Source organism: Nocardia sp. CA-119907 (assembly GCF_050955995.1).
Lineage (GTDB): Bacteria > Actinomycetota > Actinomycetes > Mycobacteriales > Mycobacteriaceae > Nocardia.
The window spans coordinates 395,646-422,273 of the sequence record NZ_CP192091.1; the positions used below are offsets into that span (position 1 = coordinate 395,646).

General features: G+C 66.3%; 25 protein-coding genes. 11 read left to right on the top strand and 14 right to left on the bottom strand.

Annotation, left to right across the window (positions count from 1 at the left end; genetic code table 11):
• Position 1: 1 nt before the first annotated feature.
• From ACQP2D_RS01815 to ACQP2D_RS01835, 5 genes are all read right to left on the bottom strand, one after another.
• Positions 2-1,237 (bottom strand): MurT ligase domain-containing protein, encoded by a 1,236-nt coding sequence (locus ACQP2D_RS01815; protein ID WP_433681998.1) that lies wholly within the window; start codon positions 1,235-1,237, stop codon positions 2-4.
• A 71-nt stretch (positions 1,238-1,308) separates the two neighbouring features.
• A complete protein-coding gene (locus ACQP2D_RS01820) occupies positions 1,309-1,950 on the bottom strand; it encodes a pyridoxamine 5'-phosphate oxidase family protein (protein ID WP_433681999.1) in 642 nt (213 codons plus the stop codon).
• A 173-nt stretch (positions 1,951-2,123) separates the two neighbouring features.
• Positions 2,124-3,842 (bottom strand): hydroxysqualene dehydroxylase, encoded by a 1,719-nt coding sequence (locus ACQP2D_RS01825; RefSeq protein ID WP_433682000.1) that lies wholly within the window; start codon positions 3,840-3,842, stop codon positions 2,124-2,126.
• Between the two features lie 634 nt (positions 3,843-4,476).
• The gene (locus tag ACQP2D_RS01830) at positions 4,477-5,439 is read right to left on the bottom strand and encodes an EamA family transporter (protein ID WP_433682001.1); all 963 of its coding nucleotides are present in this window, start codon (positions 5,437-5,439) and stop codon (positions 4,477-4,479) included.
• A gap of 89 nt (positions 5,440-5,528) precedes the next feature.
• Positions 5,529-5,996 (bottom strand): hypothetical protein, encoded by a 468-nt coding sequence (locus ACQP2D_RS01835; RefSeq protein WP_433682002.1) that lies wholly within the window; start codon positions 5,994-5,996, stop codon positions 5,529-5,531.
• A gap of 85 nt (positions 5,997-6,081) precedes the next feature.
• Here ACQP2D_RS01835 and ACQP2D_RS01840 point away from each other — a divergent pair, with 85 nt between their 5' ends.
• Entirely contained in the window at positions 6,082-6,981 is a 900-nt protein-coding gene (locus tag ACQP2D_RS01840) for a LysR family transcriptional regulator (protein ID WP_433682003.1), read from the top strand.
• A gap of 173 nt (positions 6,982-7,154) precedes the next feature.
• Here the strand turns inward: ACQP2D_RS01840 and ACQP2D_RS01845 are convergent, their stop codons facing one another.
• The gene (locus ACQP2D_RS01845) at positions 7,155-8,642 is read right to left on the bottom strand and encodes a MinD/ParA family ATP-binding protein (RefSeq protein ID WP_433685482.1); all 1,488 of its coding nucleotides are present in this window, start codon (positions 8,640-8,642) and stop codon (positions 7,155-7,157) included.
• A gap of 1,526 nt (positions 8,643-10,168) precedes the next feature.
• Between ACQP2D_RS01845 and ACQP2D_RS01850 the strand changes: the two genes are divergently transcribed.
• Positions 10,169-10,957, top strand: a complete 789-nt coding sequence (locus tag ACQP2D_RS01850; protein WP_433682004.1) for a hypothetical protein — start codon at positions 10,169-10,171, stop codon at positions 10,955-10,957.
• Between the two features lie 56 nt (positions 10,958-11,013).
• Here ACQP2D_RS01850 and ACQP2D_RS01855 read toward each other — a convergent pair whose 3' ends face one another.
• Positions 11,014-11,559, bottom strand: a complete 546-nt coding sequence (locus ACQP2D_RS01855; RefSeq protein WP_433685483.1) for a TetR/AcrR family transcriptional regulator — start codon at positions 11,557-11,559, stop codon at positions 11,014-11,016.
• A 246-nt stretch (positions 11,560-11,805) separates the two neighbouring features.
• On the bottom strand, positions 11,806-13,599 hold the full coding sequence (gene leuA / locus ACQP2D_RS01860) for a 2-isopropylmalate synthase (protein ID WP_433682005.1): 1,794 nt from the start codon (positions 13,597-13,599) through the stop codon (positions 11,806-11,808).
• A gap of 284 nt (positions 13,600-13,883) precedes the next feature.
• Here leuA and ACQP2D_RS01865 point away from each other — a divergent pair, with 284 nt between their 5' ends.
• From ACQP2D_RS01865 to ACQP2D_RS01880, 4 genes are all read left to right on the top strand, one after another.
• Positions 13,884-14,651 (top strand): sulfite exporter TauE/SafE family protein, encoded by a 768-nt coding sequence (locus tag ACQP2D_RS01865; RefSeq protein WP_433682006.1) that lies wholly within the window; start codon positions 13,884-13,886, stop codon positions 14,649-14,651.
• 192 nt (positions 14,652-14,843) lie between these two features.
• Positions 14,844-16,418, top strand: a complete 1,575-nt coding sequence (locus tag ACQP2D_RS01870; protein ID WP_433682007.1) for an alpha/beta hydrolase — start codon at positions 14,844-14,846, stop codon at positions 16,416-16,418.
• 137 nt (positions 16,419-16,555) lie between these two features.
• Positions 16,556-18,202, top strand: coding sequence for a GMC oxidoreductase (locus ACQP2D_RS01875; RefSeq protein WP_433682008.1), 1,647 nt, complete (start codon positions 16,556-16,558; stop codon positions 18,200-18,202).
• Between the two features lie 57 nt (positions 18,203-18,259).
• Entirely contained in the window at positions 18,260-19,108 is an 849-nt protein-coding gene (locus ACQP2D_RS01880; protein ID WP_433682009.1) for an ion transporter, read from the top strand.
• Here ACQP2D_RS01880 and ACQP2D_RS01885 read toward each other — a convergent pair.
• The 4 genes from ACQP2D_RS01885 to ACQP2D_RS01900 form a co-directional block, all read right to left on the bottom strand.
• Positions 19,086-20,297 carry a low temperature requirement protein A gene (locus tag ACQP2D_RS01885; RefSeq protein ID WP_433682010.1) on the bottom strand — a complete coding sequence of 404 codons (1,212 nt, stop codon included), beginning with the start codon at positions 20,295-20,297 and terminating at the stop codon, positions 19,086-19,088. The genes ACQP2D_RS01880 and ACQP2D_RS01885 overlap by 23 nt on opposite strands.
• A 64-nt stretch (positions 20,298-20,361) precedes the next feature.
• On the bottom strand, positions 20,362-20,820 hold the full coding sequence (locus ACQP2D_RS01890) for an SRPBCC family protein (RefSeq protein ID WP_433682011.1): 459 nt from the start codon (positions 20,818-20,820) through the stop codon (positions 20,362-20,364).
• 380 nt (positions 20,821-21,200) lie between these two features.
• Positions 21,201-21,389 (bottom strand): DUF1918 domain-containing protein, encoded by a 189-nt coding sequence (locus tag ACQP2D_RS01895; protein ID WP_354954598.1) that lies wholly within the window; start codon positions 21,387-21,389, stop codon positions 21,201-21,203.
• A gap of 60 nt (positions 21,390-21,449) precedes the next feature.
• Entirely contained in the window at positions 21,450-22,040 is a 591-nt protein-coding gene (locus tag ACQP2D_RS01900; RefSeq protein ID WP_433682012.1) for a TetR/AcrR family transcriptional regulator, read from the bottom strand.
• Between the two features lie 58 nt (positions 22,041-22,098).
• On the opposite strand from ACQP2D_RS01900, the gene ACQP2D_RS01905 reads away from it, so the two are divergent.
• The 3 genes from ACQP2D_RS01905 (at position 22,099) to ACQP2D_RS01915 (ending at position 23,689) form a co-directional block, all read left to right on the top strand.
• Entirely contained in the window at positions 22,099-22,674 is a 576-nt protein-coding gene (locus ACQP2D_RS01905) for a dihydrofolate reductase family protein (protein ID WP_433682013.1), read from the top strand.
• A 32-nt stretch (positions 22,675-22,706) separates the two neighbouring features.
• Positions 22,707-23,282: a dihydrofolate reductase family protein gene (locus ACQP2D_RS01910; protein ID WP_433682014.1), complete on the top strand. Its 576-nt coding sequence runs from the start codon at positions 22,707-22,709 to the stop codon at positions 23,280-23,282.
• Positions 23,283-23,473: 191 nt separating this feature from the next.
• On the top strand, positions 23,474-23,689 hold the full coding sequence (locus ACQP2D_RS01915) for a hypothetical protein (protein WP_433682015.1): 216 nt from the start codon (positions 23,474-23,476) through the stop codon (positions 23,687-23,689).
• 228 nt (positions 23,690-23,917) lie between these two features.
• On the opposite strand, the gene ACQP2D_RS01920 is transcribed toward ACQP2D_RS01915, so the two are convergent.
• Together ACQP2D_RS01920 and ACQP2D_RS01925 are read right to left on the bottom strand one after the other, a co-directional pair.
• Complete coding sequence (locus tag ACQP2D_RS01920) at positions 23,918-24,325, bottom strand: secondary thiamine-phosphate synthase enzyme YjbQ (RefSeq protein WP_433682016.1); 408 nt, start codon at positions 24,323-24,325, stop codon at positions 23,918-23,920.
• A gap of 35 nt (positions 24,326-24,360) precedes the next feature.
• Entirely contained in the window at positions 24,361-24,726 is a 366-nt protein-coding gene (locus ACQP2D_RS01925) for a MarR family winged helix-turn-helix transcriptional regulator (RefSeq protein ID WP_433682017.1), read from the bottom strand.
• On the opposite strand from ACQP2D_RS01925, the gene ACQP2D_RS01930 reads away from it, so the two are divergent.
• Together ACQP2D_RS01930 and ACQP2D_RS01935 are read left to right on the top strand one after the other, a co-directional pair.
• Positions 24,721-25,296: an SgcJ/EcaC family oxidoreductase gene (locus ACQP2D_RS01930; protein WP_433682018.1), complete on the top strand. Its 576-nt coding sequence runs from the start codon at positions 24,721-24,723 to the stop codon at positions 25,294-25,296. The two genes, ACQP2D_RS01925 and ACQP2D_RS01930, sit on opposite strands and share 6 nt — an antisense overlap.
• A gap of 65 nt (positions 25,297-25,361) precedes the next feature.
• Positions 25,362-26,627, top strand: coding sequence for an aspartate kinase (locus tag ACQP2D_RS01935; RefSeq protein ID WP_433682019.1), 1,266 nt, complete (start codon positions 25,362-25,364; stop codon positions 26,625-26,627).
• The last annotated feature ends 1 nt before the right edge of the window (position 26,628 follow it).

Here is a 26,628-nt window from a genome sequence, read left to right on the forward strand (position 1 = left end):
CTCATACTTGCTCCTCCAGATCGCGGTTGAGATCGCGGAACGCGGTGTAGTTCGCCAGCACCTCGACCCGCCCCGCCGGACAGGATGCGATGGCGCGCAACGGATCCGGCACGGTGGTGTGCTCGACTCCGGCATAGGTGAGGCGCACCGCGAGATCGGTGGCCCGCTCACCCGCGGCCACCACCTGCACGCCCTCGAAATGCTCGAACCGGACATCCCACAGCCAGGACAGATCCTCGCCATCGGGCACCTGCCCGTTGACCGCGATCACCAGACCGGCCGAATCGGGCTCGATCATCGACAGCGCCTCCTGCCAGCCCGCCGGATTCTTCGCCAGCAGCAGCCGGGCGGCATGCTCGCCGACCTGCACGGTCCGGTAGCGGCCCGCGATCTCGCGCACCGTGCCCGCCGCGGTCGCCGCCGCCGCCGGATCCGCACCGAGTGCGACCGCCGCGGCGACTGCCTGTGCGGCATTGCCCTTATTGGCCCGCCCGGGCAGCGCCAACTTCAGCGGCAGCCGGATACCGTTGGGCCCGACCAGCTCATCGCCATCGAGCCACCAATTCGGCTCGGGCCGTTCGAAATCCGCGCCGGTGCTGCGCCAGTGCGCGCCCTCCCAGACGATCGGCTCGCCACTGCGCGGACAGCTCGTCGCATCCATCGACCAGCCGCTGCCCGCCGCGACCCACACCACATTCGGATGGTCGTAGGCAATAGAGGTGACCAGCACATCGTCACAGTTGGCGATCACCACGGTCTGCGGATGCCGCGCCAGCCCCGCGCGCAGCCTGCGCTCGATCATATTGATCTCGCCCACCCGATCCAGCTGGTCGCGGCTGAGGTTCAGCAGGACCACCACCGACGGGTTCAGCGAATCGGTGACATGCGGCAGATGCAGTTCGTCCACCTCGATCGCGGCCAGGGGCGTGCCGCGGTGGGCGCTCAGCGCGGCCACGATGCCCGCGTCCATATTCGCGCCGTCGGCCTGCGTGGCGACCTTGCCCAGGGTGCTCAACGCGGCGGTGGTCATCCTGGTGGTGGTCGACTTGCCATTGGTGCCGGTCACCAGCACGGTGCGCCGGCCGCGGCCGAGCTGATCCATGATCGTCTTATCGATCTGCAGCGCGATGAGCCCGCCGATCATCGATCCCTTGCCGCGTCCCGCCTTCTGCGAGGCCCAAGACGCCGCCGCCGCTGCCCGCAGGGCGAGCCGCCCGCGCACCGTTATGTCTGCCACGCCGCGAGTCTATGTGTTCTGCTCGCCGACGCATTCGCTGCGGGCCGCTCGCCGACCGGCAGTGACGGTGCTCACTCCCGGTACAGCTTGGCGTTGTAATTCTCCGGCGAGTAGTAGCGCTCCAGTTCCTCCACCGACTCCGTCACATTGGTCTGGACCTCCTTGACCAGGCATGCCGGACTGGGCAGGTGGTCCTCCGGCCACAGCTCCGGTTCCCACAGGTGACTGCGGATGAACGCCTTCGCGCAGTGGAAGAAGATCTGCTCGATATCGACCTCGATGGCCAGGATCGGGCGGTGGCCCTGCACCACCATGTCATCGAAGTACGGAGCGTCGCGGACCAGCCGGGCCCGGCCGTTGATGCGCAGCGTCTCGCGGCGGCCCGGAATCATGAACAGCAGGCCGACGTGCGGATTGCTGAGGATATTCAGATAGCCGTCGGCCCTGCGGTTGCCGGGGCGTTCCGGAATGGCGATGGTGGTGTCGTCGAGCACCTTTACGAATCCGGGCGGATCGCCCTTCGGCGAGGTATCGCAGTTGCCTGCGGCATCACTGGTGCTCAGGGCGATGAACGGGGTGGCGGCGATCCAGTCGCGGTCGCGCGGATGGAGTGCGATGCGCTCCTTGGTCGCGGCTCGCGGCATCACCGCCCCGAGCAGCTGCCGCAGGTCGGCCGGGTCGGTGATCTCAGTGGTGCCCGTGATTTCGCCCATGCTTCCCCGCCTCCCCGGAACTCTTGCCGGTCCTCGAGCACGGGGGACTCTCGTTCCGGGCCGCCGGATGTGTGCCGAACGACTCTCGGGTGTACCCGACGAGTTACCCATGTGCTCACGAAATCAGTGATTACGTTGGCACTCTAGGGGGATCTGCGCGGCGAGTCCAGGGGTTAGAGACGCACGTCGAACAGGTTCGGCTGACCTGCCGCGTAGCGGTCTGCATCGATGCGGCGCAGTGGTTCCAACTCGGGGACCCGGTAGAGGGTGAACTTGCGGCAGCGTTCGGCATTCGAGCCGGATACCTCGAGAATGGCGTTGACCGCGTCGCGCGCGGATTCGTTGGCGCCCTCCATGGTCGCGAGGTCGACATTGGTGCGGACGTAATCGCCTGCCAGGAACAGGTTTTCGAGCGCGCCGTGGGGCTCCGGTCGGCAATCCCAGGAACCGGCGGTATTGATCAGCAGCGGGTCGGCATTGGCATTGCGCCGCTGGGATTCCTGCCAGCTGATGCCGGTATCGAGGAACCAGGAGTGCAGATCGTTGTCGCGCAGCAGCTCACCGCGATCATTGAGATGCGCGGTGATCTGGGCCCATACCTCGCGGGCGATCTCCTCGTGTGTGCATTCCTTGGCGGGTTTGCCGTAGAGCATTCCGGGGGTGTTCCAGTCGGAGATATCGACCGAAAGACAGTCCTGCACGGTGCCGTCGCCGAATTCGTTGAGCTTGCGCGCCCAGAGCTGATTCTGGGTGATCGAGGTCAGTGACCACGGCGCATCGATATAGGCGGTGTGACCGCGCGAAATATCCATCGGCCTGCGCAGATAGAACTGGATGCCGTTCATCCAGTCGACGAACAGCCGATCCATCGCGGCCAGTTCCGGACGCACGGCGAGCACGTCGGGTGACCACAGGGCGCGGGCCTGTTCGGCGGGCAGCGCCACCACGAAATAGTCGGCGTCGACACCGCGCGTGGTACCGGTCTCGTCGACGACGCGGGCCGCGGCGATGCGCCGATCCCGCACATCCAGCCCGCGCACCTCGGTGCCGAGCGCGAATTGCACGCCGAGTTCACGCAGCCGCCGCACCCACGGATCGATCCAGACCGAATTGGTCGGACCGTTCAATACCCGGTCCAGTGCGCCGTCGTTGCCGATCTCGAAGGGGTTGCCCAGGAACTGTTCGCCCATGGTGCCGATGGTCCGGACGCTGGCGACATCCTCCTTCGCGGCCACCATGATGCTGGTCAGCGTGCGCGAGAGCAATGCGCGGAATTCGTGGGAGCGCTCCTGCCCGCCGACAAAATCACGCCACGAGGTGTATTCCCACTGGCCGTAGCGGCGGGCGTCGCAACTGGAGTTGAAGACGAGTAGCCGCTCGGCGAAGTAGGCGCCTTCATCGGCGGGCATTTTCAGCGCCGTCGAAATCGTCGCGCCCACGGTTTCGCGGAACGACTCCGGAGTGAAACTCGTGCGGGCCTTCGGGCCGAGCGGCAGCCGGAAATCGTCGCCGTCGCGTCGCGCGAAACGGGCCTCGGGCACGCCGATCAGATTGTTCCAGACGCCATTCGGATTGTCCGCGAACGGAATTCGCCGCATCGTATCCGGAATGTGTTGGTAGAAGCCGGGAAAGAAACGGAAGCCGTGCTCGCCGGGCAGGTCCGGCCGTCCCCCTGATCCGGTGCCCGGCACCGGAATGCTGCGCGCCTTGCCGCCGAGCGCGCGTCTCTCGTACACGGTGACCTGGAATCCACGCTCGGCCAATTCGTGCGCCGCGGTCAAACCCGCGACCCCACCGCCGAGTACCGCGACCCGCCTGCCGCCGGGACTACCCGCGGCAGGCACCGGTCTCAGCGCACCGGCCGTCAGTGCCCCCGCCGTCGCTACCCCCATCGCGACCGTCCCGCGTAGCATTGCTCGCCGCGAAACGGCCCACTGTTGATCTGCCATGCGCTTCTTTGTGCCTAGCCTCGGGACCTGACCTCTACCGCCGCAAACACTGTAAAGCGACAACCGGCGGGCACCCCGACCCACCCCTGACGCCGCCACTCGAACCTCGATCGGTCTTAACCGGTTCGCGAATACAGCGGGGCAGACATTACCGGGCTGTGCGAGCGGCCCGAGTTACTTCCTGGAACCGAGGTTGTACGCAACCTTCGCAGGTCGGGACATTGCGGCGGTCGATACTGCCGGGGTTCGGAGGAAGCGCCAGGTAGCTCGCTTGCGGCGAGAGCTGCCTATTTATCACAGGCTGTGTCGAGGGTTGTTCGGCGCAGCCGGTTCGTCCTGGCGTGACGAGGCGCGGCAATGCTGTCGCCAGGCGATGATGGCCGCGCTGTTTCGCATCCCGCCACCAGATGCTGACGCCGCGTGTCCGAATTCGGTTCCGTCGGTGGGCATTTCGGTGAGATCGTCGCGAGGGTTCGCGCTTGCGCGGCGCTCACCGCGATGTGCCGCTCGTGGGTGCCCGGGTCGCGGCGGCAAGCCGAACGGACCCGGGCGTGCCGGGTCCGTTGTCGCTGGCGGGTCAGGCCTCGACAAATAGGGGCTGCCGGCCGAGGGGGCGATCCGGTGCCGAGACGGTTGGAACCGATTCCGCTGGCGCGGGCTCATCGCGGCGACGGGCCTTCGTTGCGGCGAACGCACCAGCGATCACGATGGCTCCGCCGAGCAGCGATAGCGGGGTCGGGTCCTCGCCGAATGCGGCCCAGGCGGCGAGGATGCCGACCACCGGGACCAGCAGGGATATCGGCGCGACAGTGCTGGCCGGGTAGCGGCTCATCAGGTAGGTCCACAGGCCGGAGCCCGCTATGGTGCCGAGCGCGACGATATAGGCGAGGCCGAGCAGTGCGTGCCAGCCGCTGGGGGAGGTGGCGTCGGTCAATGCGCGCAAGCCGGTGGTCGGTCCCTCGGTGAGTGCGGACAGCGCGAACAGCGGGATCGGCGGCACGACCGTCATCCACAGCGTGAGGTGCAGCGGGTTGACGCCGCCTGATGCGGTGGCCAGCCGGGACCCGACATTGCCGAAAGCCCACCCGAGCCCGCCCGCCAGTGTCAGCACCACCGGCAGCAGTGCGGCGTGCTGTGCCCGATCGGCCCCGATCACCACGATGCCCGCCACCGCGACAGCAATGCCGAACAACTGCGTCCCGCGCAACCGCTCCCGCAGCAACAGCGCGCCCAGCACAACCGTGAACGGCGCCGAGGATTGCAGCACCAGCGAGGACAACCCGGTCGGCATCCCCGCCCGCATCGCCGTGAACAGGAACGCGAACTGCAGAATCCCGAATCCGATGCCGTACAGCAGAAACCACCGCAGCGGCACTTCCGGGCGCGGAACGAACAGCACCACCGGCACCGCGATCACCACAAACCGCAGCGCAGCGAAAAAGAACGGTGGAAAGTGGTTCAGCCCCACCCGAATGGCAATGAAGTTCAGCCCCCAGAGCACCACAACAGCAAGCCCGAGCAGTCGATCACGATTCGTCACGTTCTTTATCGTGAGTAATAAAACAAATAAGAACAATCGAATAAATATGCACTATCAATGTAGTATCACTTAATGGTCGCTACCCCGCATCACCCGCCCACCCCGCGACCGGCGCACGAGACCATCGGCCCTGCGATCACCGCACCACCGACTACTCCCCAGGCCACAGCATCAGGATCGGCCGCCGCATCGCCCTCGCCCGCAGTGTCGCTGTCGCGCACGGGATCGTTGTCGGACGCAGCGCGGTCAGCATCAGGTGAAGCGTCGCCGTCAGCATCGGTCACGGTATCGCCGCCAGCTGTGGCGTCGGCATTTGCAACCGCTTCGATATCGGCCTCAGCGTCGCCTACGTGCGTAGTGTCAGCATTGGATGCTGTGCTGGTATCGGCCGTGTCGCCTTCGTCTTCGCTGTCTGCATCGGATGCGGTGCCGCCATCGGCTACAGCGTCGCCACCAGTCGAGGGGTCGTCTTCACTCTCGGCTTCGCTGTCTGCATCAGGTGCAGGGGCGCCGCCATTGGGCACCGGGTCGTTGGTCCGAGCGTCGGCATCAGGCACTGGAACATCAGCGACGGCAGCGTCAGTACCTGCCGCGGGAACGGTACGGGGGGCGGCGTCGGAGAACGTGCGTGTTGGGCCGCCGATGGCGGTTGAACGGCTGCGTGTGCTGCGCGAATTCGCGGATCGCGGGACGATCGCGGCTGTCGCCGAGGCTCTTTCGATGACGCCGTCTGCGGTGTCGCAGCAGCTCAAGGTGCTCGGTAAGGAGGCGGGTGTCGCCTTGCTCGAGCCCGATGGTCGGCGGGTGCGCCTCACCGATGCTGGGCACGCCCTCGTCGTCCGCGCCGACGAGGTGCTCGCCGCAATGGACCGCGCCGTGGCCGAGATGGCGCACTATCGCGGCTCCGCCCGCGGTCGCGTCCGGGTCGCGCTGTTTCCCTCCGGCGCCGCACTATTGCTGCCGCGGGTGCTGCCCGCCCTCGCCGACAGTGGCGTCGAGGTCATCGCCCGCGACGAGGATGTTCCGCCGAGCGAAGTGCCGCGCCTGCTCGCCGACTACGACATCGTCCTCACCCACCGCGACGAACGCTCACCCGGCATCGCGGGCCCGCGCGTCAGCACCACCACCCTCATGCGCGAGCCCACCGATGTCGTTGTCGCGCTTACACATCCGCTCGCCAGCCGCACCGAGGTGACGCCCGCCGAACTCGCAGAGGAAACGTGGCTCAGCGTCCGCGGCGGCTTCCCGGTCGACGACGTCCTGCGCTCCATCGCCACCATGACCGGCGTCCAACCTCGTATCGCCCAGCGCCTCAACGACTTCCGCGTCATCGAAACCCTGGTAGCCGCCAACTACGGCGTAGCCCTCATGCCCCGCTGGGCGGTAACCCACCCCAACCTCGCAGTCCTACGCCTCTCCGGCGTCCGCGCCGCCCGCCTCTACGAACTGGCCACCCGCCCCCACGCCCCCACCCGCCCCGCCATAGCCACAGTCCTAAAAGCCTTCCAAACCGCCGCCCACCAAGTGAGCACTCGCTGCTAACGGTGCTGGCCCCGCGACCATCCGCAGCGGCATGGCCCTGTCGGTGCCAACAACCTTCTGCCGCACAGCAACTGGCCACCTCGCACAGCGTGTGCTCTATGCGAGGTAGCCAAATATTGTGCGCCAGTATCGGAACCCTGAACCCGGGGGCTGGAGGCGGCGCGGGCCGGGGGCTAGTGGTGGCGGGGTGGGGTTGGGCGGTATTGCTGGGAGCCGATGTAGCTGAAGTCGTCGGCGACCATGGCGGCTAGTTCGAGGAGGGCCCGGCGGGTTGGTTTGCTGACCAGTTCGAGGTCGATTTCGGCGCCCTCGGCGAGGTGGTCGTCGAAGGGGACCACCTGGACTGCTCGGGTGCGGTCGAGGAAGAGTTTGCGCAGCTGGTCCAGGTCGACGGTGGAGGCGCCGCGGCGAGAGGCGTTGACCACCACAACGGTTCGTTCGACCAGCTTGCCGTAGCCGTGATGGTCGAGCCAGTCCAGGGTGGCGGAGGCGCTGCGGGCGCCGTCGATGGCTGGCGAGGTCACCAGCACCAGCGAGCTGGCCATATCGAGGACACCGGCCATTGCCGAGTGCATCAGGCCGGTGCCGCAGTCGGTGAGGATGATGTTGTAGAACGACTGCAGGATGCCGATGGCCTGGCGGTAGTCGGCCTCGCTGAAGGCCTCGGAAACCGCTGGATCCTGTTCACTGGCAAGCACTTCCAGGCGGCTCGGTGCCTGGGAGGTATGCGCCCGGACATCGGAGTACCTGGTGATGTGGTGGTCCTCGAGCAGGTTGCGCACGGTGGAGCGGGTCTGCCGCGGCACCCGGTGCGCGAGCGTGCCGAGGTCGGGATTGGCGTCGATCGCGATGACCCGGTCGCCGCGCAATGAGGAGAACGTGGATCCGAGCCCGACCGTGGTCGTGGTCTTGCCGACGCCACCCTTGAGCGAGAGGATCGCGATCCGATAGTCCCCGCGCACCGGCTGATTCACCCGGTCGACGAGATCGCGGAAGACGACATCCGCCGCGGACTCACCCGGATTGATCATGCCGCCAGAGGCCTTGTGCACGGCCCGGCGCCAGCCACTGCGCGGTGCCTTCCTGGCCCGCTTGAGCAGGTTCAGATCATTGACCGAATGCCCTGGCTGCCCAGGTTGGGGCACATGCTGGGGCTGGAACGGCTGCTGCGGCTGATACGGATTCGGCGGTCCGCCTTGCCATCCGGGCGGCGGTCCCTGCTCGGCGTACGGCATCTGACCGGTATTCGGCCCGTGATCCGCATAGCCCGGTGGGCCCTGTTCCGCATAGGGCAGCTGCCCGGCGTGCGGCTGACCCATGGGTGGTTGACCCATAGGCGGCTGCATGGGTGGCTGACCCATGGGTGGCTGACCCATAGGCGGCTGCTGATACATCGGCGGCTGCTGCACCGGTGGTGGCGGCGCCCAACTGTAGATCGGCCCGCTCTGCGGATCGCCCTGACCATCCTGCGACACTCGCCGGACCAGCCCATCGGGCCCGATCTCCTGCCGGAACTCGCTATAGGACGGCTCGGGCTGCACCGGGTGGCTACCACTGTGTCCAGGACCCGGCTGCGCGAATTGGCCAGTGCTGTAAGGCCCGTACGGCTCCGGCGCACCGGGCGGCGCGAAGCCGTCGGGCGGTCCGTACTGCTGCGGCATCCCGGCTTGCGGGTAGGTCGTGGTCTGATCCATCGGCCCCGCGGGGTATCCGGCGAACTGCCCGGGCTCCGGCTGTGCGGGCTCGTCGGGCTGCTCGGACTCGTGCTGGTCGGTGGCCTCGGCGGTATCGTGCTCGTCGCCTGCGTGCTCGGGTGCCGCGTCGACGGCTGCGGATTCGGCCGCCTCGTCCTGCGCCGCGTGCTGACCCGAGGAGTCGGTGGTGACCTCGGCCGTATCCACCGAATGACTCTGCAGCCAGGGCGGAGAAGTCGGGTTGTGGTCGTTAGTTGTCACTGTTCCCCCATCTGCTCGGAATTCGAGCAGAGAGCTCGGCGCTTGAATGCGAATCAACGCTAGCACGGGGTTCATGCCCCCGCCCCGTGGTGTATACAGCAGACGCGCCGAGTGACACGCCGCCACTAACCACTGCCAGCAGGTGTCTCGAAAACACTGATCCAACAGCGAGTTCGAGACTCGGACGCCCGGATCGGCAACATATCGTCACCAATGGACGTCCTGTTCTCACCGTACTCCCCGGTCTCGGCCGAGGTGCCGGATCGCTCGGACCCGGCCCGAACGAGCTCGGCCCCAACAAAGCCCGGCTCCATGAACTCCGCTCGAGGGAGCGCGGTCCAACGAAACCGGCTCGAGCGAGCTCGGTCCAAATGAACCTATTCCGATGAGTTCGGTCCAAAAGAGCTCGGTTGAGCAGGAATCCGGGCCGAGCCAACCCGGGCCGATCGAGGTCGGCGCATCCCGATGAGCTCGGTCCAACCGACTCGGTCGAGGACGAATCCGGGCTGAGATGACCTGGCTCGGGCGAGCTCGGTTTCGACGAACCCGCCCGGATGAGCGCGGTCGAAACGGGCTCGGTTCAGGACGAATTCGAGCCGAGCCAACCTGGGCCGAACGAACTCGGCTCAATGAACCCCATTCGAACGAATCCGGGCCATCGAACCACCCAACGAGTCCGGTCCGCGCCGGGCCGAACGACCTCGATGGCTGGGGATGTCCGGTTTCGGTATCGCCAAGAAAGGCGAGCAGAGCGTGGGCCGCATGTGGTCGTCGAGGAAGGCAGGGCCGATCGCAAAGCAGCAGAAACAGCGAAACACGTCGGCCGGTTGATGGCTCGACATGCCGCCGCGCGAATGTCCGAGGGCCGGTTCTTGATTCGGAGTGGTCGCAACTCGGATAACGCGGATTGCTGACCGAGTTTCCGATCTCGCAGCCGAATCAGCACCGCTGCAGGTGGTCGGCGTTGCTGGATGCGCACCGACCGTCTTCTGGGACGAGGCTGCGGGGCACCAGGAGCGTCCCCTCTTTTGGCTGACCCCAACCCACAAAAGCGAGTGGCACTTGCATTTAGAGGGCGTCCGCAGCATTCTTAACGCTAGGTCGACTTGTTTTAAGGAAGAGGGCTCCGTCAGCCGGGGTTCGTGTTCGGCTGGCGGTCCCCGACCTGGCATGTCGCCTCCAACAACGGCGCACGACACCGATTCACCGAATAACAAGAGGTAGGAACCGTCATGAGCGATCCCATCGAGATCCATGCGACCATCGGCGACAACAGGGTGTCCCGGGAGAGGGTGCGTGCGTGGGAGTCGCGCCGGGCCGTATCGGTGCTCGGTAAGTTCGCTGCTCGGCTGGGGCGTCGGGCCGTTGCGGAGATCATGTCGGGGCGCACGATCGAGGAGTTGCGCCGCGCTCCTCTCGATGCGCAGCGGGCGGCGCTCACGGATATGAAGATGCGGCTGGGACATGCCGGTGCGTATGCCATGCTCAGGCGCGAGTTGGCGTTCTCCGAGCGCATGGCCCGGATCGGCGTCGCCGCGAGCCGAGGGCGGACCGCGCACAGCGTCATCCGTATCGAGGTCCCGAACTACTCGGCCGCGCGCTTCGCCGCGTGGTTCGACAATCTGACGGCCACCAATAACGAAACCGACATGGTCGACGCGTGCCCTGACCATTACCTGCTGCGCGGCCTGCCCGACGGGCGTCAGGAAGTCGTCGAAACCACCGGCGGATCACCGACGGCCTCGAGGTTCATCGTCGACTACGACTCGACCGACAAGCTGGCCATCCCGATCAACCCCGACTATCCGATCCAGATCGCGGGCCAGGCCGTGCTCGACGACGGCCTGGTCATCGGTGGTGTCCGCCACCAGCTCCGCGACCGAGACGGCGGGCTGGAGGCGCTGCTGACCGTGCAGTTCCCCGGAGTGTTCCCCGCCAGCGCCATTCGCGAACATCAATGGCACCTGGCAACAGAGTTCAGCAATTGGATGGTCGCGGCTGCGCCGGTCGCCGCGTCATAACCGCCGCGACCGCGAACTCCGCCACTCGACGCGAGCTGTTCCGGGTTTCGATGCGCTCACCGGGAACCGGAGATGGCCCCGTCGAGGAGGAGATCGACGAGACGGGTGCACAGTTGCTGGTCGATCGGTTCGCGGGTGCTCAGCGTCCGGAACTGCAGTGGAGCGATCAATGTCTCGAGCAGCAGCCGTGGATCGGTGTCGGAGGGCATCTCACCGCGCTCGATGGCGCGTTCGATGATCGGTTGGGTCAGTCGCAGCCGCGTGCCCCAGAACGTTGCCCGCATCTGCGCCCACCGTGGTTCGTCACCGCCGCGGGACAGTGCCTGGCTGAGCGCACGCCCGGACGGTGTGTCGAGAAACTCTCCGATCGCGCCCAGCAACTGGTAGAGGTCGGTGCGGATCGAACCGGTATCGGGTACCGGAATGCGCTGTTCGCTATTGCTCAGCAGCGTGTCGATAATGAGGTCGTCGCGGGTGCCCCAACGTCGATAGATCGTCGTCTCGTGAACCCCCGACAACGCGACCACATCCGATACCGCGAAGTCCGCGATTCCCTTGTCCGCCAATATATTCAACGCTGCGTCGAGCACGGCCTGCCGCACCCGGGCAGACCGGCCGCCGGGCCGACGCCGTATCGCGTCATTCGTCAATCCGCACCCCCGAAAACGCAAGCTGGACTTGCTTTAACTGTACGCAGGGCACCGCTTCGGGCGGCCACGTCCGGCGCGCGGAATCCGGCGGTCCGACTGTGGTCACCGGCAGCCGCGCACTCGTCTTCCGTTCGGAAAGTCGTTCCGCCGCTGACGTCCTCGGCGGTGCCCAGCGCTTCAGCGCGCCACGATCCTGCCTCAGTGCGCCCGATTGACCGCCGACACAACAGCCCGCAGCGACGCGGTCGTAATGGATGTGGCGATACCCACACCCCAAACCACCTTGTCGCCGATCGCGCACTCCACATACGCGGCGGCCTGTGCGTCATCACCAGCCGACATCGCGTGCTCGGAGTAATCCAGCACCCGCACATCGAAGCCGACCGTCGCGATCGCGTCGACGAAGGCGGCGAGCGGTCCATTGCCCGCGCCGGTGATCTCCTGCTCCACGCCGTCGACCTTCACCACCGCGGTGATCGCGTCGACACCGCCGTCGGTTTCCGAGGCGGTGACCTTCTGGCGCATCCGCTCCAGTGGGCGGATCGGGCTCAGGTACTCCTCGGCGAAGACGTCCCACATCTCCTTGGGCGAGACCTCGCCGCCCTCACCGTCGGTGATCTTCTGGATCGCCTGGGAGAACTCGATCTGCAGCCGCCGCGGCAGTACCAGCCCGTGGTCGGTCTTCATGATGTAGGCGACGCCGCCCTTGCCGGACTGCGAGTTGACCCGGATGACGGCCTCGTAGGTGCGCCCGACATCCTTCGGGTCGATCGGCAGGTAGGGCACCTCCCAGACGATGTCGTCGACATCCGAATCGGCTGCGTCGGCCGCCGCCTTCATCGCGTCCAGACCCTTGTTGATCGCGTCCTGGTGCGATCCGGAGAACGCGGTGTAGACCAGATCGCCGCCGTACGGGTGGCGCTCGTGCACCGGCAGCTGGTTGCAGTATTCGACGGTGCGGCGGATCTCGTCGATATCGGAGAAGTTGATCTGCGGATCCACGCCGCGGGAGAACAGATTCATCCCCAGCGTCACCAGGCAGACATTGCCGGTGCGCTCACCGTTGCCGAACAGACAGCCCTCGATGCGATCGGCTCCGGCCTGGTAACCCAGTTCGGCGGCGGCCACCGCGGTGCCGCGGTCATTGTGCGGGTGCAGCGACAGCACGATCGAATCGCGGCGGGCCAGATTGCGGCTCATCCATTCGATCGAATCGGCGTACACATTCGGGGTCGCCATCTCGACGGTCGCGGGCAGGTTGATGATCATCGGCTTGTCGGGGGTCGGAGCGATGATCTCGGTGACCGCGTCGCAGACCTCTTTGGCGTAGGACAGCTCGGTGCCGGTGTAGGACTCCGGGCTGTACTCGTAGCGCCAGTTGGTGTCCGGATACTTCTTCTCGGTCTCCAGGCACAGCTTCGCGGCATCGGTCGCGATCTTCTTCACCACCGCCCGGTCCGCGCGGAACACCACACGCCGCTGCAGCACCGAGGTCGAGTTGTAGAAGTGGACGATCACATTGGCCGCACCGGCGCACGCCTCGAAGGTGCGCTCGATCAGCTCGGCGCGACACTGGGTCAGCACCTGGATGCTGACGTCCTCGGGAATGGCCCCGTCCTCGATGATCTCGCGGACGAAGTCGAAATCGGTCTGGCTGGCCGACGGGAAGCCGACCTCGATCTCCTTGTAGCCCATCCGCACCAGCAGGTCGAACATGCGGCGCTTGCGGGCGGGGCTCATCGGATCGATCAGCGCCTGGTTGCCATCGCGCAGGTCGACGGCGCACCAGCCGGGGGCGCGGTCGATGATCTTGTCCGGCCAGGTGCGGTCGGGCAGCGTGATCGGCTCGACTTCCTCGGCGAAGGGCCGGTAGCGGAAGGTCGGCATGGACGAGTTCTGCTGCCGGTTCCAGGTGGGCTGGTCGGCGGGCGCGGGCTTGGACGGGGGTGTGATGGTGCGCGTGCCGGATACGAAAGCGTCAGCGGGGGACATGCGATTTCTCCAGGGTGTGGTGGATCCCAGTTATGGGGTCGACCGGCGCCGCAGAACCCCGCGACGGGAAGCCGGTCCGATCAGACCCCGTCGCGGCGGCCGAGAAGAAGTGCCCGCTGCATGATGTCGGCGAGTTTACAGTGCGGCAATGCGCCGATGAAAGTCCGGTCCCCATCGTCCGGTCATCCGACGTAACGATTAGCGTTCCGACCGGCTGGTGAACGCCGGTACGGGTCCCTGTGACGTCGACCACAGGCTCCGACGGGACGTAAGAGGTAGTTCAGATGACTTGGTTGGAGCAACTGGCCGTTTTCGGCGCGGGTATCGCGGCGGGCGGCATCAACACCATTGTGGGATCGGGCACCCTCATCACCTTCCCGGTGCTGCTTGCTTTCGGGATCGCGCCGGTCACGGCGAATGTCTCGAACACCATCGGTCTGGTCCCCGGCGGAATCAGCGGCGCGCACGGCTACCGGCGCGAACTCGCCGGACAGCGCGCCAGGCTGGTCCGGCTCGGCACCGCGTCCCTGCTCGGCGGCACCACCGGCGCGATTCTGCTGCTCACGCTTCCCGCGTCGGCCTTCAAGGCGATCGTCCCGGTGCTGATCATCGCGGCGCTGATCCTGGTCGTGGTCCAGCCGCGGCTGGCGCGCTGGGTGAAACAGCGCCGCGAGGCCGATACCGGTCCGCACCCCGAACACGGCGGCCTGATCCTGTTCCTCGCGATCTTCGTGTGCGGCATCTACGGCGGCTATTTCGGGGCGGCGCAGGGCGTGCTGCTGATCGGCCTGCTCGGGGTGTTCGTGCACGAGGACATCCAGCGCCTGAACGGCGTGAAGAATGTGCTCGGACTGCTGGTCAACGCGGTCTCCGCGGTGATCTTCACGCTGATCGCCCATGTCGACTGGCGGGTGGCGGCGCTGATCGCCGTCGGCTCGATCATCGGCGGGCAGTTGGGCGCGAAGATGGGCAGGCGGATGCCGCCCAATGTTCTGCGCGGGGTGATCGTGGTGGTCGGCAGCATCGCCGTCGTCCGATTGCTGATGACCTAGCACCGAGCGGCGCGATGGTCGGCCCGAGGGCCGAGCGGCCATAGTCTTGTCGACCGGCGAATCCGACCCGAGGTGGAGGAAGTACGTGGCACTCGAGATGTGCAGCCCCTAGTGCGGACGCACTTGCGGCGGAGCGGGATTGGTCCCAAAGGAGGACGACGTGGGCCGGGTCCGCAACGCAGGATGATCGGTATGCGCGGGTGGAAGTTCGTCGGGTTGGCACTGATCGTGTTGGTGCCGTCATTGGTCGCGTGTACCCGGCAGAGCGAGGCGGTATCGCAGATCGCCGAACTCGTCGCACAGGCCGATGCGGCGCCGACCCCGAAACTCGATTGGGCGCAGTGCGCCGACCCCGAGTTGAGCAGGTACGAGTGCGCCACCGCGGCGGTTCCGATCGACTATGCGCAGCCCAGCGGCCCGACGCTGGCCCTCGCGATCATCAAACAGCCCGCCACCGAAAAGGAACGGCGCATCGGCACCCTGTTCACCGCGGTCGGCGGACCGGGCGGTTCGGGTTTCACATGGGCCGGCCACGGCGAGCTGTTCTCCGGTGAGGTGGCCCGCCGATTCGATGTGATCACCTTCGACCAGCGCGGCATCGGCCGCAGCGGACAGGTGCGCTGCTTCTCGAATGCCGAAGAGCAGCACCGGTTCTGGTCCGACTTCCTGCTCCCACCGACCAATGCCGAACAGGAGGGCATCGCCGCGCGCAACGCCCGTGCGTTGGCCGCCGCATGCGCCGCGAACAGTCCGGAGCTACTGCCGCATCTCACCACCGTCGATGCCGCCCGCGATCTGGATCTGCTGCGTCGCGCGGTCGGCGACGCGACGATGACCTACGAGGGCGGGTCCTATGCGAGTTATCTGGGCGAGGTCTACGGCGCGCTCTTCGGCGACCGGGTCCGCGCGCTGCAACTCGGTTCGATGATCGATCCGGACGCCTACACCAACGATTCGCGCGCCCAGGTCGCCGATTCCGCGGCGGGCACCGAGGAGGTGCTCACGGAATTCCTGCGGCTGTGTGCCGAAGCGGGGCAGCCGCGGTGTGCCTTCGCGGGCCCGGCCAAGACCGATGCCGCCGCACTGCGCACCCGCAATGATGCCGTGCTCGACCGGCTGCGTCAGGGCCCGATCGAGGTCGGACAGGGTGAGCGCGCCCGCGCCGTGACCCTGACCGAGGTGCTGCCCGCGCACGCCACCATGCTCTACGACCCGAAGCAGGGCTGGCCCGCGCTGGCCGAGTTGCTCACCGAACTCGAGCGCGGCCCGGCAGGCAATCCAGAGGCCGTACAACAGATTCTGGCGGCGGGCGGTTTCACGGAAGACTTCCTCGACGCCTTCACCGCGATCAGCTGCGCGGACAACAGCTTCGGTCACGAACCCGAGCAATGGCCGACGCTGGCAACCGAACTCGCGAACACCGCGCCGCATTACGGGGCCATGTGGCTGTATCTGCGCCAGGCCTGTGGGGCCTGGCCCGCATCCGCCAAGGGCTATCCGCAGCGCATCACCGGTCCGTGGATCCTGCGCTCGGATAAGCCGGCCCTGCTGTTCAACAATCGATTCGATCCGGTCACCCCGCTGACGGCCGCGCGCCGGGCTCAGCAGGAATTGGTCAACGCCAGACTTGTGGTAATAGAGGGCGGCTATGGCCATAATGTGGTCAGCGACTGCGCGGGCCGTCTCCAGGAGCACTATCTCGTCGACCTGCAACTCCCCGCACCCGGTGCGACCTGCAAGCCGGACAGGGCACCTTTCGCCGACTGAACAGGCCACGGCCTTCCGGCTTCGGGGTGCTCGGTCGCCTCGACAACCACGGCCGGCGCCCGTGCATCCCTTCGGTCGACCAAGATCATTGCCAGCACTGTTCAGCGCACCGGAATCCCGGTAGTCTGCGCTCGGCCATGCGTGACGAGGGAGGTGGCCGGGTGCACAGACGTGCCTTTTTCAAGGCAGCAGGTACGGCCGCGATGTTGGGTGTCGCGGGTGCTGCAATGGGTACGGGCCCATCCGGTGCCGTAGATCCCATGTGGGACAACCTTTTCCGCATGTGGGTCCCGGAAATATTTGCGCCACTTCCCGATCCGCCCGCGCATTCGCCCGCGATCGTGATCGGCTCCGGCTTCGGCGCCGCGGTCACCGCGCTGCGCCTGGCCGAGGCAGGTATCGCCAATACCGTGCTGGAGCGCGGTTCGCGCTGGCCCAACGACCCGTGGCGGGAGATCTTCACCGGTGACGATCTGCCCGACGGCCGTGGCTTCTGGCATCGCACCAACTTCACCGGCGTCACCAAGGTGCCGATGCATTTCGCCAGCTTCGGCGGGGTGCTCGATTGCACCCAGTATCCGGGCATCGACGTCTGGCGGGCGGCCGCGGTCGGTGGCGGCTCGGTGATCTTCTCCGGTGCGATGGTCGCACCCGAGCGTCGCTTCTTCGACCACGTCTTCGGCGGCACGGTCGACTACGGCGAAATGGAAAGCGTCTATTACCCCCGCGTGCGGGAGATGTTGCGGCTCAGTCCGATTCCGGGCGACCTCTACGCCGCGTCGCCGTTCGCGCACTCCCGGGCCTGGGACGAGCAGGTGCGCAAGGCCGGCTACCAGCCGCTCGCCAACGACTCGATCTTCAACTGGGATATCGTGCGCGGCGAAATCGTGGGTACCACAAGGCCTTCCGCCACGGTAGCGCGCAGCAATCTGGGCAACTCCAATGGCGCGAAGTTCGACCTGAACCAGAACTACCTGCGTTATGCCCAGGGCACCGGCAATTCCGCGATCTATCCGGGGCACCGTGTCGACTCCATCGCACAGGAATCCGGCGGCCGCTACGCGGTGACCGTCACCAAACTCGCGCCGACCGGCGAGGTGATCTGCACCCGCACCCTCACCTGTGACCGCCTGTTCCTCGGCGCCGGTTCGGTCGGCACCTCGGAACTGCTGGTCCGGGCCCAGGCCACCGGTGCACTGCCGAACCTCAACGAGCACATCGGCGACGGCTGGGGCACCAACGGTGATGTGGTGCTGGCCCGCGGCGCCAGCCAGCTCGCCGGTTTCGGTCAGGGCGTGCCGAGCGTGAGCCGGATCCTCGATGAATCCGCGGTGCCGCTCACGCTGGAAAGTTGGTATATCCCGGGCATTCCGTTCGAGACCGGTGCGCTCGCTTCACTGGGCATGGTGCTCGATCCGGCCCGCGCGCGCTTCGGCTACGACCGCGCCCGCAATGCGGTCGGCTTGTCCTGGTCGACCAAGAACCGTGACGATATCGTGGCGGCCGCCCGCGCGGTGGACCACCGGATCGCCGAACGCGCCAATGCTCTGGTCGAATACGGTGCACTCGGCTACGACGCGAACGCCCTGTTCACCGCCCATCCGCTGGGCGGGGCGGTGCTCGGCCGGGCCACCGACGGCAATGGCCGCGTACACGGCCACCCCGGCCTGTACGTGATGGACGGTGCGGCCATTCCCGGCAGCACCGGCACGGTCAATCCGTCGCTCACCATTACCGCGCTGGCCGAGCGCAATATCGAGGCGATCATCCGCGCTGGGAAGTAGCCCGGCGCGGGGCGTATTACTGTCGGCGGGACCGTTCGGCGTCGAAGGGATCCTCACGTGGCAACTCCAACCAGGCCGAACCGGTACGGCCTCGACGAAGCGCCGAAGCTGGACTTTCCACGCAAACCACCCGCGCTGTGGTCGGACCTGGTGATGTTGGCGCTGGCCATCGTCTCGGTCGCGCTGGTCACCTGGGTCACCTTCTTCGACGTCACCGCGCACACCTACCGGGTGATCGTGGTCATCGACTATTCGGTGTGCGCCATCTTCGCCGCCGAATTCCTCTGGCGCTGGCGGCGTGCGGGCTGGCCGTGGACGTTCCCGTTCATCTACTGGTACGAAGTGCTCGGCATGATTCCGGTGACCAGCCCGTTCTTCCGTGGATTCCGGTTACTGCGGATCGTGGTGATCGCGGTCCGCGTCGGTCGGGTGGCCGATCGGGCGCTCGGCGAGCGGGTGACCGCGGCGGTGGTGAACCGGTTCGTGACGACCATCGTCGATGTCATCAAGCGCCCCATGACCATCGCCATATTGGACGAGGTCGCGCAGGTGCTGCGGGCGGGCCACTACACCCGCAATATCGCGGCGGCGCTGGAGGAGAACCGCGCCGAAATGGACGAGATGATCCTCGAACTCATCAAGAACGATCCGCAGGCCGGTCGGGTCCGCTATATCCCGTTCCACGACGAGATCATCCGGCTCGTCGCCGACACCACATTTCGCATCGTGTTCCAGGTGCTTGCCGATCCGCGCACCGACGAACTGGTCTCGGACGTGATCCGCGAGAACGTGGATCAGATCCGGGACGCGGTGCACGCCGGGGTGCGCGTCGAGCCCTCCAACCACGGCCCGACGCCGCCCGACGCCGGCGTGCGGCACCAGCTCAGCCGTGTGTCGCGTGCCTGATCTCATCGCGCGGCTGCGCGTAACGCATTGTCTCCCAAACGATCAGCAGCAACAGCACACCGCACAGCAGTGCCAGTGACGCCAGCGCGGGCAGCACGCAGGCCGCCGGGATCAGCGCGAGCAGCACCACCGCGGCCACCAGTCGCGGCACCGTGACACTGCGGGTCGCGTAGTGCTTGAATCCGACCAATGCGATCAGATACAGGACTACACCGCCGTACAGCGAGAACAGTGGGATGCCGTAGAGCGCGTCGTGCAAGGTGTGCGCCGATTCGTCGGCGACGTAGTAGAGCACCTTCTTCAGCCCGAGCGAGAGCAAGATGATCCCGGCGATCATCGGGAAATGCCAGAACGTGTAGCAGTTTCGGGCGATCTTGATCTGTCGCTCGCCCTCGGCACGCTGCAACTCGTGCTCCACCGCCAGTGCCGCCACATCGAAGTACGCCCACCACAGCAGACCCGATACCGCCAGCCCCAGCATCGATCCGACCGCGATCGGCCACGAAATCGGCAGTCCGGCAACGCCGATGCCGATCGAGACGATCGATTCGCCGAGCGCCACAATGACGATCAGCCCGTAGCGCTCGGAGAAGTGGCTGGGCGAATTCACCCGCCAATCCTCGCCCGCCAGCAGAGTCCAGCCCATATCCCCGGCGATCGCCGCGATCCACAGCACGATCTGCACGGTTCCGGTGGTCATGGCGGCGATGACGAGCAGGGACGTGCCGATGGTGATCGAACCCAGGCTCCACTTCAGAACCTGGTTGCGCAGTTGCGAATCCTCGGCGCTGGCCAGCAGGAACATGCCCAGGTGCACCAGGCGCACGATCAGATACGCGATCGCGAAGACCAGCGGCCCGAACCATCCGCCGGACAGATCGTGGAAGGCCTCCGGAATGGTGAGCGCGGCCAGGAAGCCGCCGCCCATCGCGACGAACATGGCGACCCGGGCGATGCCCTCGTCCGCGCGTATCACATTGCCCAGCCAGGAGTAGGCGATCCACAGCCACCACATGACGGCGAGTACCAGCCCCGCGCGCACCATGTTCTTGGCGCTGGTGTCGTGTGCGGCCAGGTCGGTGACCATGGTGAAGGCGAAGACGAGCACGAGGTCGAAGAACAACTCGAGCTGAGTGACCGACGCATCCTCGGCCGTTGGCAGAAGTCGCGCCCGTTTGGAACCGATCATGGTGCCCATAGTCGCATCCGAATACGACAGGTGCACCGCTCGCCGGTTGCTCGAAAGGGTTCGGCTACACGGCCTGGAAGTTCTCGTTCTCGGTGAAGCCCTCGGCGAACTCGATGAAGTTCTGCACGACGGTTTCGTTCGAGCGGCGCATGGTCCGGCTCACCAGCATGCCCGGAATGGGGATCGGGACGTAGAGCTCCACGTGGTACCAGACGTCGGTGCCCTCGGCGCCCTCGGTGACCTCGAACCAGCCACCGCCCTTGACGCCACGCGTGCTGTCGGTGACCTCCCAGGAGGACCGGATATCGGTCCATTCGTACTCGAGCACCTGTAGATCCGAGCTGCCCATCAGCTCCGCTTTGACGAATACCCGGCGCGGGCGTAGCTCGTCATCGCGGCTCGCGACTCGCGCGTCGGTGTAGGAGGTCGACCACTCCGGGAGCATCTCTACCGCGGCCAATGCATCCATTACCTGCTCGGGATCGGCGTCGACGACGAAACGGATATCGGTCTTTGTACGCATTCCATACCTCCGCCCCCGCCCAACTACATCGGCAAATTGTGCCCAGCGACACATTCGCAAGTCAACCGAGGTTCCGGTGCTCGGAACCACAGGGGCGGTTCCCGCTGCATATCTCGGGGCGATCACGATCGATTATGAACTGCGAGAACGTGTTCCGATTCATATTCGATCAAACGGCGAAATCGCCGGGTCCAGAGGACTTGCCATCGGACCGGTCGGGGTATTCGTCCGCCGGGACGGAAAGTTGACCGGCATCCGGCTGTCGACGTCGACGCGGTGATCGCGACGGTCGGTCGGGCGCCGATCGCGGGCTTCCGGCCTGGGTGCGGCTGCGCAGCAAAGAACGGGCCCGCCGCTAGCGGGCCCTCGGGCTGCGCGGCTCAGGGCATCGCGGGTTCGATAATCGCGTCCGGGCCCGGGTAGACGAGCGATTCATGCCCGTCGTCGAATCGCACCACGTAGGGCGGCGCTCCCTCGGGCCCCCGGACTTCGACGATTTCGCCATGGCGATCGCCCTGTCCCACAACGTGTCCGTGCACGAGGAGCCGGTCTCCGACATTCGCCATCATGGCCCCATTATCGAATGGTGGTGACGTGCATCACAAGGGTCCGCCGGATAACGCGGCGTTTCACTCGCTTCCGATGAGTCGATCGACCGCCGCTTCGATCAGCTCCTGACTGTGCTCCTCGGTGAAGATCCCCGGCAGTGTGAGCCGGTCCACGATCAGCCAATTCAGTGCCAGATAGAGCAGAATCACCGACTTCTCGTCGCCCGGCATTCCGGCATCGAGGTGGTTGCGCACATTGAAATCCAGATCCGCGCGCACCGCCTCGGTCATGACCGCGCGCAGCTCCGGTCGCCGGGTCGCCTCCAGGCGCAGCTCGAGCATGGCCAGGTAGCCGGTGCGGAACGCCTCGATGCGGCCGACCAGCTCCCGCATCAGGTCGGTGATATGCGCGCGCGTCTTCGGGCCGGTGCTGAGTTCGGCCATGGTCGCCGCGCTCGGCGCCAAGCGTTCATAGAATCGGCCGCCCGCCTGGGTGAGCAGGTCGTCGCGGTTGGCGAAGTAGTTCGACGCCGTACCTGCGGGCACCGCGGCCTCCTTGTCGACCGCCCGGAAGGTGAGCCCACGCGCCCCCTCCTTGGCCAGTACCTCGAGCGCCGCGTCGAGCAGCGCCTGCCGTCGCTCCGGATTTGTCCGCACTTGACACCACTCCATCCGTAGTACTACCTTCAAATCACTACATACAGAGTACAACGGATCAGGCGGTTTTGATATGCGAAAGCTTGTTTACTATGTGGCCGTTTCGCTCGACGGCTACATCGCGGGTCCGGCGGGGGAGTACGACTTCTATCCGACGGACGCCGAGATGGCGACCTGGATCAACGAGCAGTACCCGGACTTCGTGCCGAGCCCCGCGCGGCCGCACTTCGGGCTGGCGGTGGATGCACCGACCAGGCGCTTCGACACCGTCCTGATGGGGCGGGCGAGCTATGAGCCCGCGCTGTCGGAGGGCGTCACCAGCCCCTATGCGCATATGCGGCAGTACGTCATCTCCAGCACCCTCGGACCGATCGACGATCCGAAGGTCGAGGTGGTCGCGAGCGATCCGGTCGGTCTGGTGCGGGGATTGAAAAAGGAAGAAGGCGGCGATATCTGGCTGTGTGGCGGCGGCAAGCTGGCGGGGGTGCTGCTCGGCGAGCTCGACGAGATGATCATCAAGAGCTATCCGGTCGTCGCGGGTGGCGGCATCTCCGCCTTCTCGGGCGCGTTCGACCCCACCCTGTTCACACCGACCCAGCGCCGGGACTTCGGCAACGGCACCCAGGTCACCTGGTTCTCCCGGGTCTGACCATCCAGCGGCACGAAAGAGGAGGTATCGGTATGCGAAAACTTGTCTACTTCGTCGGCATGTCCCTCGACGGCTACATCGCGGGTCCCGGCGATGACATCACTTTCTATCCGGTTGGCGATGACATGTGGGACTGGATGAAAGCCGAGTACCCGGAGACACTGCCCACCCATGTGCGCCCGCATATCGGGCTGGCGGTCGATGCTCCGAATCGGAAGTTCGACACCTTGGTAATGGGCCGGGGCACCTACGCCCCGGCCCTCGCCATCGGCGTGACCAGCCCGTACGCCCATATGCGGCAGCACATCGTGTCGAGCTCCCTCGGCCGTATCGACGATCCGACGGTCGAACTGGTCGACAGCGATCCGGTCGGTCTGGTCCGTCGCCTGAAGCAGGAGGACGGCCTGGACATCTGGCTCGCGGGTGGTGGCAAACTCGCCGCGCAACTGCTCGGCGAGATCGATGAGCTCGTCATCAAGAGCTATCCGGTGGTCGCCGGTAGCGGAACCCCCGCGTTCGCAGGTGAATTCGATCCGACGCTGTTCGCGCCGACCAAACGCACGGAGTTCGGCAACGGCACGCAGGTCACCTGGCTGACCAGGGCCTGAGACCCACCCGTGGCGGCAGCGCGCCGCCACGGGTCCGGGCCGCGGCTCACCGCTCGCCCGCGCCGATCCGGTCGTAGACCAGGACGATCGCACCGGAGTCGGTGGTGGACAGATCGGTCAGCGACCAGCTGGTCGCGGGCATACCGTCCTCGAACAGCCGCGCGCCACCGCCGACGAGTTCGGGGCACAGCGTGCGGGCAGGCAGATCCGCGGCCGCCGCGCTCGCACCGCTGGATCGACTCGTCGACGGTGCCGAGACGCCGCCGTTCGTCCCCGGCTGGGAGCGGGTGCACGCCCTGCTCGAACTCGATTCCGGACGGCCCGCCGATGCGATGGTCTGGTGTCGGCGTGAGGGGCGTTGGCAGGAGGATGCGAATGCACCACGATGCCTTGCGCATTCGAGATGAACACGGTCTGGTGCTCGGCTGCGCAATCGTCCCGATTCAGGCTGGGAAAGCCTCACGCCCACCGAACGTTCCGTGGTCGAACTCGCGGTCTCCGGCCTGACCAATCCGCAGATCGCCGCGCGTCTGTTCATCAGCCGCGGCACCGTCAAAACGCATCTGGCCCATGTCTACGACCAAGCTCGGGATCGCCAATCGCACCGAACTCGCCCGGCTCGCACCCGGCTCCGGTTAGCCACGCAGAAACGACAGGCGCACCTGCCGATCCGGATTGTCGACATTCAGATCGACCAGCGCGATCGACTGCCAGGTGCCCAATGCCAGCGCACCGTTGATGACCGGAACGGTGGCGTAGGGCGGGATCAGCGCGGGCATCACATGGGAGCGTCCGTGCCCGCGCGAGCCGTGCGCGTGCCGCCAGCGATCGTCGGCGGGCAGCAGGTCGCGCAGTGCGGCGAGCAGATCTTCATCGCTGCGCGCACCGAGTTCCATGATGGCGATTCCGGCCGTGGCGTGCGGTACGAAGATGTGCAGGAGTCCGTCCGCGCCCGTGTCCCGCGCGAAAGACGCACACTGCGGGGTGAGGTCGTATACGACTTCGGATCGTCCCGTGGTCACCTCGATCACCGTGCTCTTCATGGCGTCCATCGTCCTCCTGGGATGTGGCGGTCGAGTTATCCGGATTCGGTGTCGCGCAGCAGGGCCGTGACGCGCACCGCGGTCTCGTGCAGCCGCTGGAACACATTGAGGACGAGCTCGAGCTGCTCAGGGGTGTATTCGGCCATCGCGGCACCGAATTCCCTGGCCAGCACCTCGTAGTGCGGCGCGATCTCATCGATGCGCTCCCGGACCGCGGTGATGACGACACGCCGGCGGTCCTTGTCGTCGTGTTCGCGCCGCACATATCCGGCCTTCAGCAGCCGGTCGATCATCCGGGTGACGGCGCCGGTGGTCAGTCCGGTGCGGGTCGCGAGTTCACCGGCCGTGGCGGGTCCGCCGAGTCGGAGCATGTTCAGGCAGCGCAGATCGGTCACGTGCATGCCGAGCCGATCGGCATGCCGCCTGATGCATCATCACGCCGTCATTGGCGCTCTGCTGGGCCGCGATGGTCAGTGCCGTCGCCAAATCCGCGCGTTCGGGCATCCCTTGACAATGAGGCCGCGATCCTCGCGTTGTTCGAACGTCAGAACGCGGCGTGGGCGGCGGGCGATGCCGAGGCGTACGCGACGGTGTTCACGCCCGCCGCCGACTACGTCACCTGGATCGGCACCCATTTCAAGGGACGCGCGGCCATCCGCGATTCGCACACCCCGCTGTTCGCGAAATACCTGAAGAACACCCACCTGGAAGGCGAGATCACCCAGTTGCGGTTTCTCGCCCCGGATGTGGCGCTCGTGCACGGCCGGGGCTGGATGCTCGAGCCTCGGCAGCGCCGCACCCGCCGCGCCATGAAGGTGCAGACGACGGTCGTCGTTCGCGAGCACGGCGAGTGGCTGATCGCCGCGTTCCAGAACACGAAAACGCACCCGCTCATGGCAGCGATCGGCATCAAGATCGACTCGCGTCAGGCCCCCTCGACGCTGCCGAGCCGGGAGGTACCAGCAAATTAGGTCGACCTCGGCCGGTACTCTTGAGAGCTGTTAGCAGCTGTTTGCCGATCTTGGAGGACCCTGTCGTGGCTCTCGTGGTTCAGAAGTACGGAGGATCCTCGGTGGCAACCGCCGAGCGCATCCGGCGCGTCGCTGAACGGATCGTCGAAACGAAGAAGCAGGGCCACGATGTGGTGGTCGTCTGCTCGGCCATGGGCGATACCACCGACGAACTGCTCGATCTGGCCCAGCAGGTGGCGCCGGCGCCGCCCGCCCGCGAAATGGATATGTTGCTCACCTCCGGCGAGCGCATCTCCAACGCGCTGGTCGCCATGGCCATCCACTCGCTCGGTGCCGAGGCCCGCTCGTTCACCGGCTCGCAGGCGGGTGTGATCACCACCGGATCGCACGGTAACGCCAAGATCATCGATGTCACCCCCGGCCGGGTCCGCACCGCGCTGGACCAGGGGTTGGTCGTGCTGGTCGCCGGATTCCAGGGCGTCAGCCAGGACAGCCGCGACGTCACCACGCTGGGCCGCGGCGGTTCCGACACCACCGCGGTCGCGCTGGCCGCGGCGCTGCACGCCGACGTCTGCGAGATCTACACCGATGTGGACGGCGTCTTCACCGCCGACCCGCGGATCGTGCCCGACGCCCAGCAGTTGGAGCAGGTCTCCTATGAGGAGATGCTCGAGCTCGCGGCCTGCGGCGCGAAGGTACTCATGCTGCGCTGCGTGGAATACGCGCGCCGCTACAACGTTCCGGTGCATGTGCGCTCGTCGTATACCGACAAGCCCGGCACCTACGTCTATGGATCGATGGAGGATATCCCCTTGGAGCAAGCAATCCTCACGGGCGTCGCGCACGACCGCAGCGAGGCCAAGGTGACCGTGGTCGGACTCCCGGACGAACCGGGCTACGCCGCCAAGGTGTTCCGCGCGATCGCCGACGCGGAGATCAATATCGATATGGTCCTGCAGAACATCTCCAAGATCGAGACGGGCAAGACCGACATCACCTTCACCCTGCCCAAGACCGAGGGCGCGCGTGCGGTGGAGATGCTGACCAAGCGTCAGGACGAGATCGGCTTCTCGCAGGTGCTCTACGACGACCACATCGGCAAGGTCTCGCTGGTCGGTGCGGGTATGAAGAGCCATCCGGGCGTCACCGCCACCTTCTGTGAGGCGCTGGCGCACGCGGGTGTGAACATCGATCTCATCTCCACCTCCGAGATCCGGATCTCGGTGCTGGTGAAGGACACCGAATTGGACGAGGCCGTGCAGGTGCTGCACAAGGCCTTCGATCTGGGCGGCGACGAGGTCGCCGTCGTCCACGCGGGAACAGGACGTTAAG

Bases quoted from the DNA above. Each gene is read 5' to 3' on its own strand.
- ACQP2D_RS01885 (WP_433682010.1), bottom strand. From the start codon at position 20,297: ATGATCGGTTCCAAACGGGCGCGACTTCTGCCAACGGCCGAGGATGCG.
- ACQP2D_RS01870 (WP_433682007.1), top strand. From the start codon at position 14,844: ATGCGCGGGTGGAAGTTCGTCGGGTTGGCACTGATCGTGTTGGTGCCG.
- ACQP2D_RS01920 (WP_433682016.1), bottom strand. From the start codon at position 24,325: ATGAAGAGCACGGTGATCGAGGTGACCACGGGACGATCCGAAGTCGTA.
- ACQP2D_RS01850 (WP_433682004.1), top strand. From the start codon at position 10,169: ATGAGCGATCCCATCGAGATCCATGCGACCATCGGCGACAACAGGGTG.
- ACQP2D_RS01895 (WP_354954598.1), bottom strand. From the start codon at position 21,389: ATGATGGCGAATGTCGGAGACCGGCTCCTCGTGCACGGACACGTTGTG.
- ACQP2D_RS01910 (WP_433682014.1), top strand. From the start codon at position 22,707: ATGCGAAAACTTGTCTACTTCGTCGGCATGTCCCTCGACGGCTACATC.
- leuA (WP_433682005.1), bottom strand. From the start codon at position 13,599: ATGTCCCCCGCTGACGCTTTCGTATCCGGCACGCGCACCATCACACCC.
- ACQP2D_RS01840 (WP_433682003.1), top strand. From the start codon at position 6,082: ATGGCGGTTGAACGGCTGCGTGTGCTGCGCGAATTCGCGGATCGCGGG.
- ACQP2D_RS01875 (WP_433682008.1), top strand. From the start codon at position 16,556: ATGCGTGACGAGGGAGGTGGCCGGGTGCACAGACGTGCCTTTTTCAAG.
- ACQP2D_RS01825 (WP_433682000.1), bottom strand. From the start codon at position 3,842: ATGGGGGTAGCGACGGCGGGGGCACTGACGGCCGGTGCGCTGAGACCG.
- ACQP2D_RS01845 (WP_433685482.1), bottom strand. From the start codon at position 8,642: ATGCCGCAGCAGTACGGACCGCCCGACGGCTTCGCGCCGCCCGGTGCG.
- ACQP2D_RS01890 (WP_433682011.1), bottom strand. From the start codon at position 20,820: ATGCGTACAAAGACCGATATCCGTTTCGTCGTCGACGCCGATCCCGAG.
- ACQP2D_RS01905 (WP_433682013.1), top strand. From the start codon at position 22,099: ATGCGAAAGCTTGTTTACTATGTGGCCGTTTCGCTCGACGGCTACATC.
- ACQP2D_RS01820 (WP_433681999.1), bottom strand. From the start codon at position 1,950: ATGGGCGAAATCACGGGCACCACTGAGATCACCGACCCGGCCGACCTG.
- ACQP2D_RS01865 (WP_433682006.1), top strand. From the start codon at position 13,884: ATGACTTGGTTGGAGCAACTGGCCGTTTTCGGCGCGGGTATCGCGGCG.
- ACQP2D_RS01900 (WP_433682012.1), bottom strand. From the start codon at position 22,040: ATGGAGTGGTGTCAAGTGCGGACAAATCCGGAGCGACGGCAGGCGCTG.
- ACQP2D_RS01925 (WP_433682017.1), bottom strand. From the start codon at position 24,726: ATGCACGTGACCGATCTGCGCTGCCTGAACATGCTCCGACTCGGCGGA.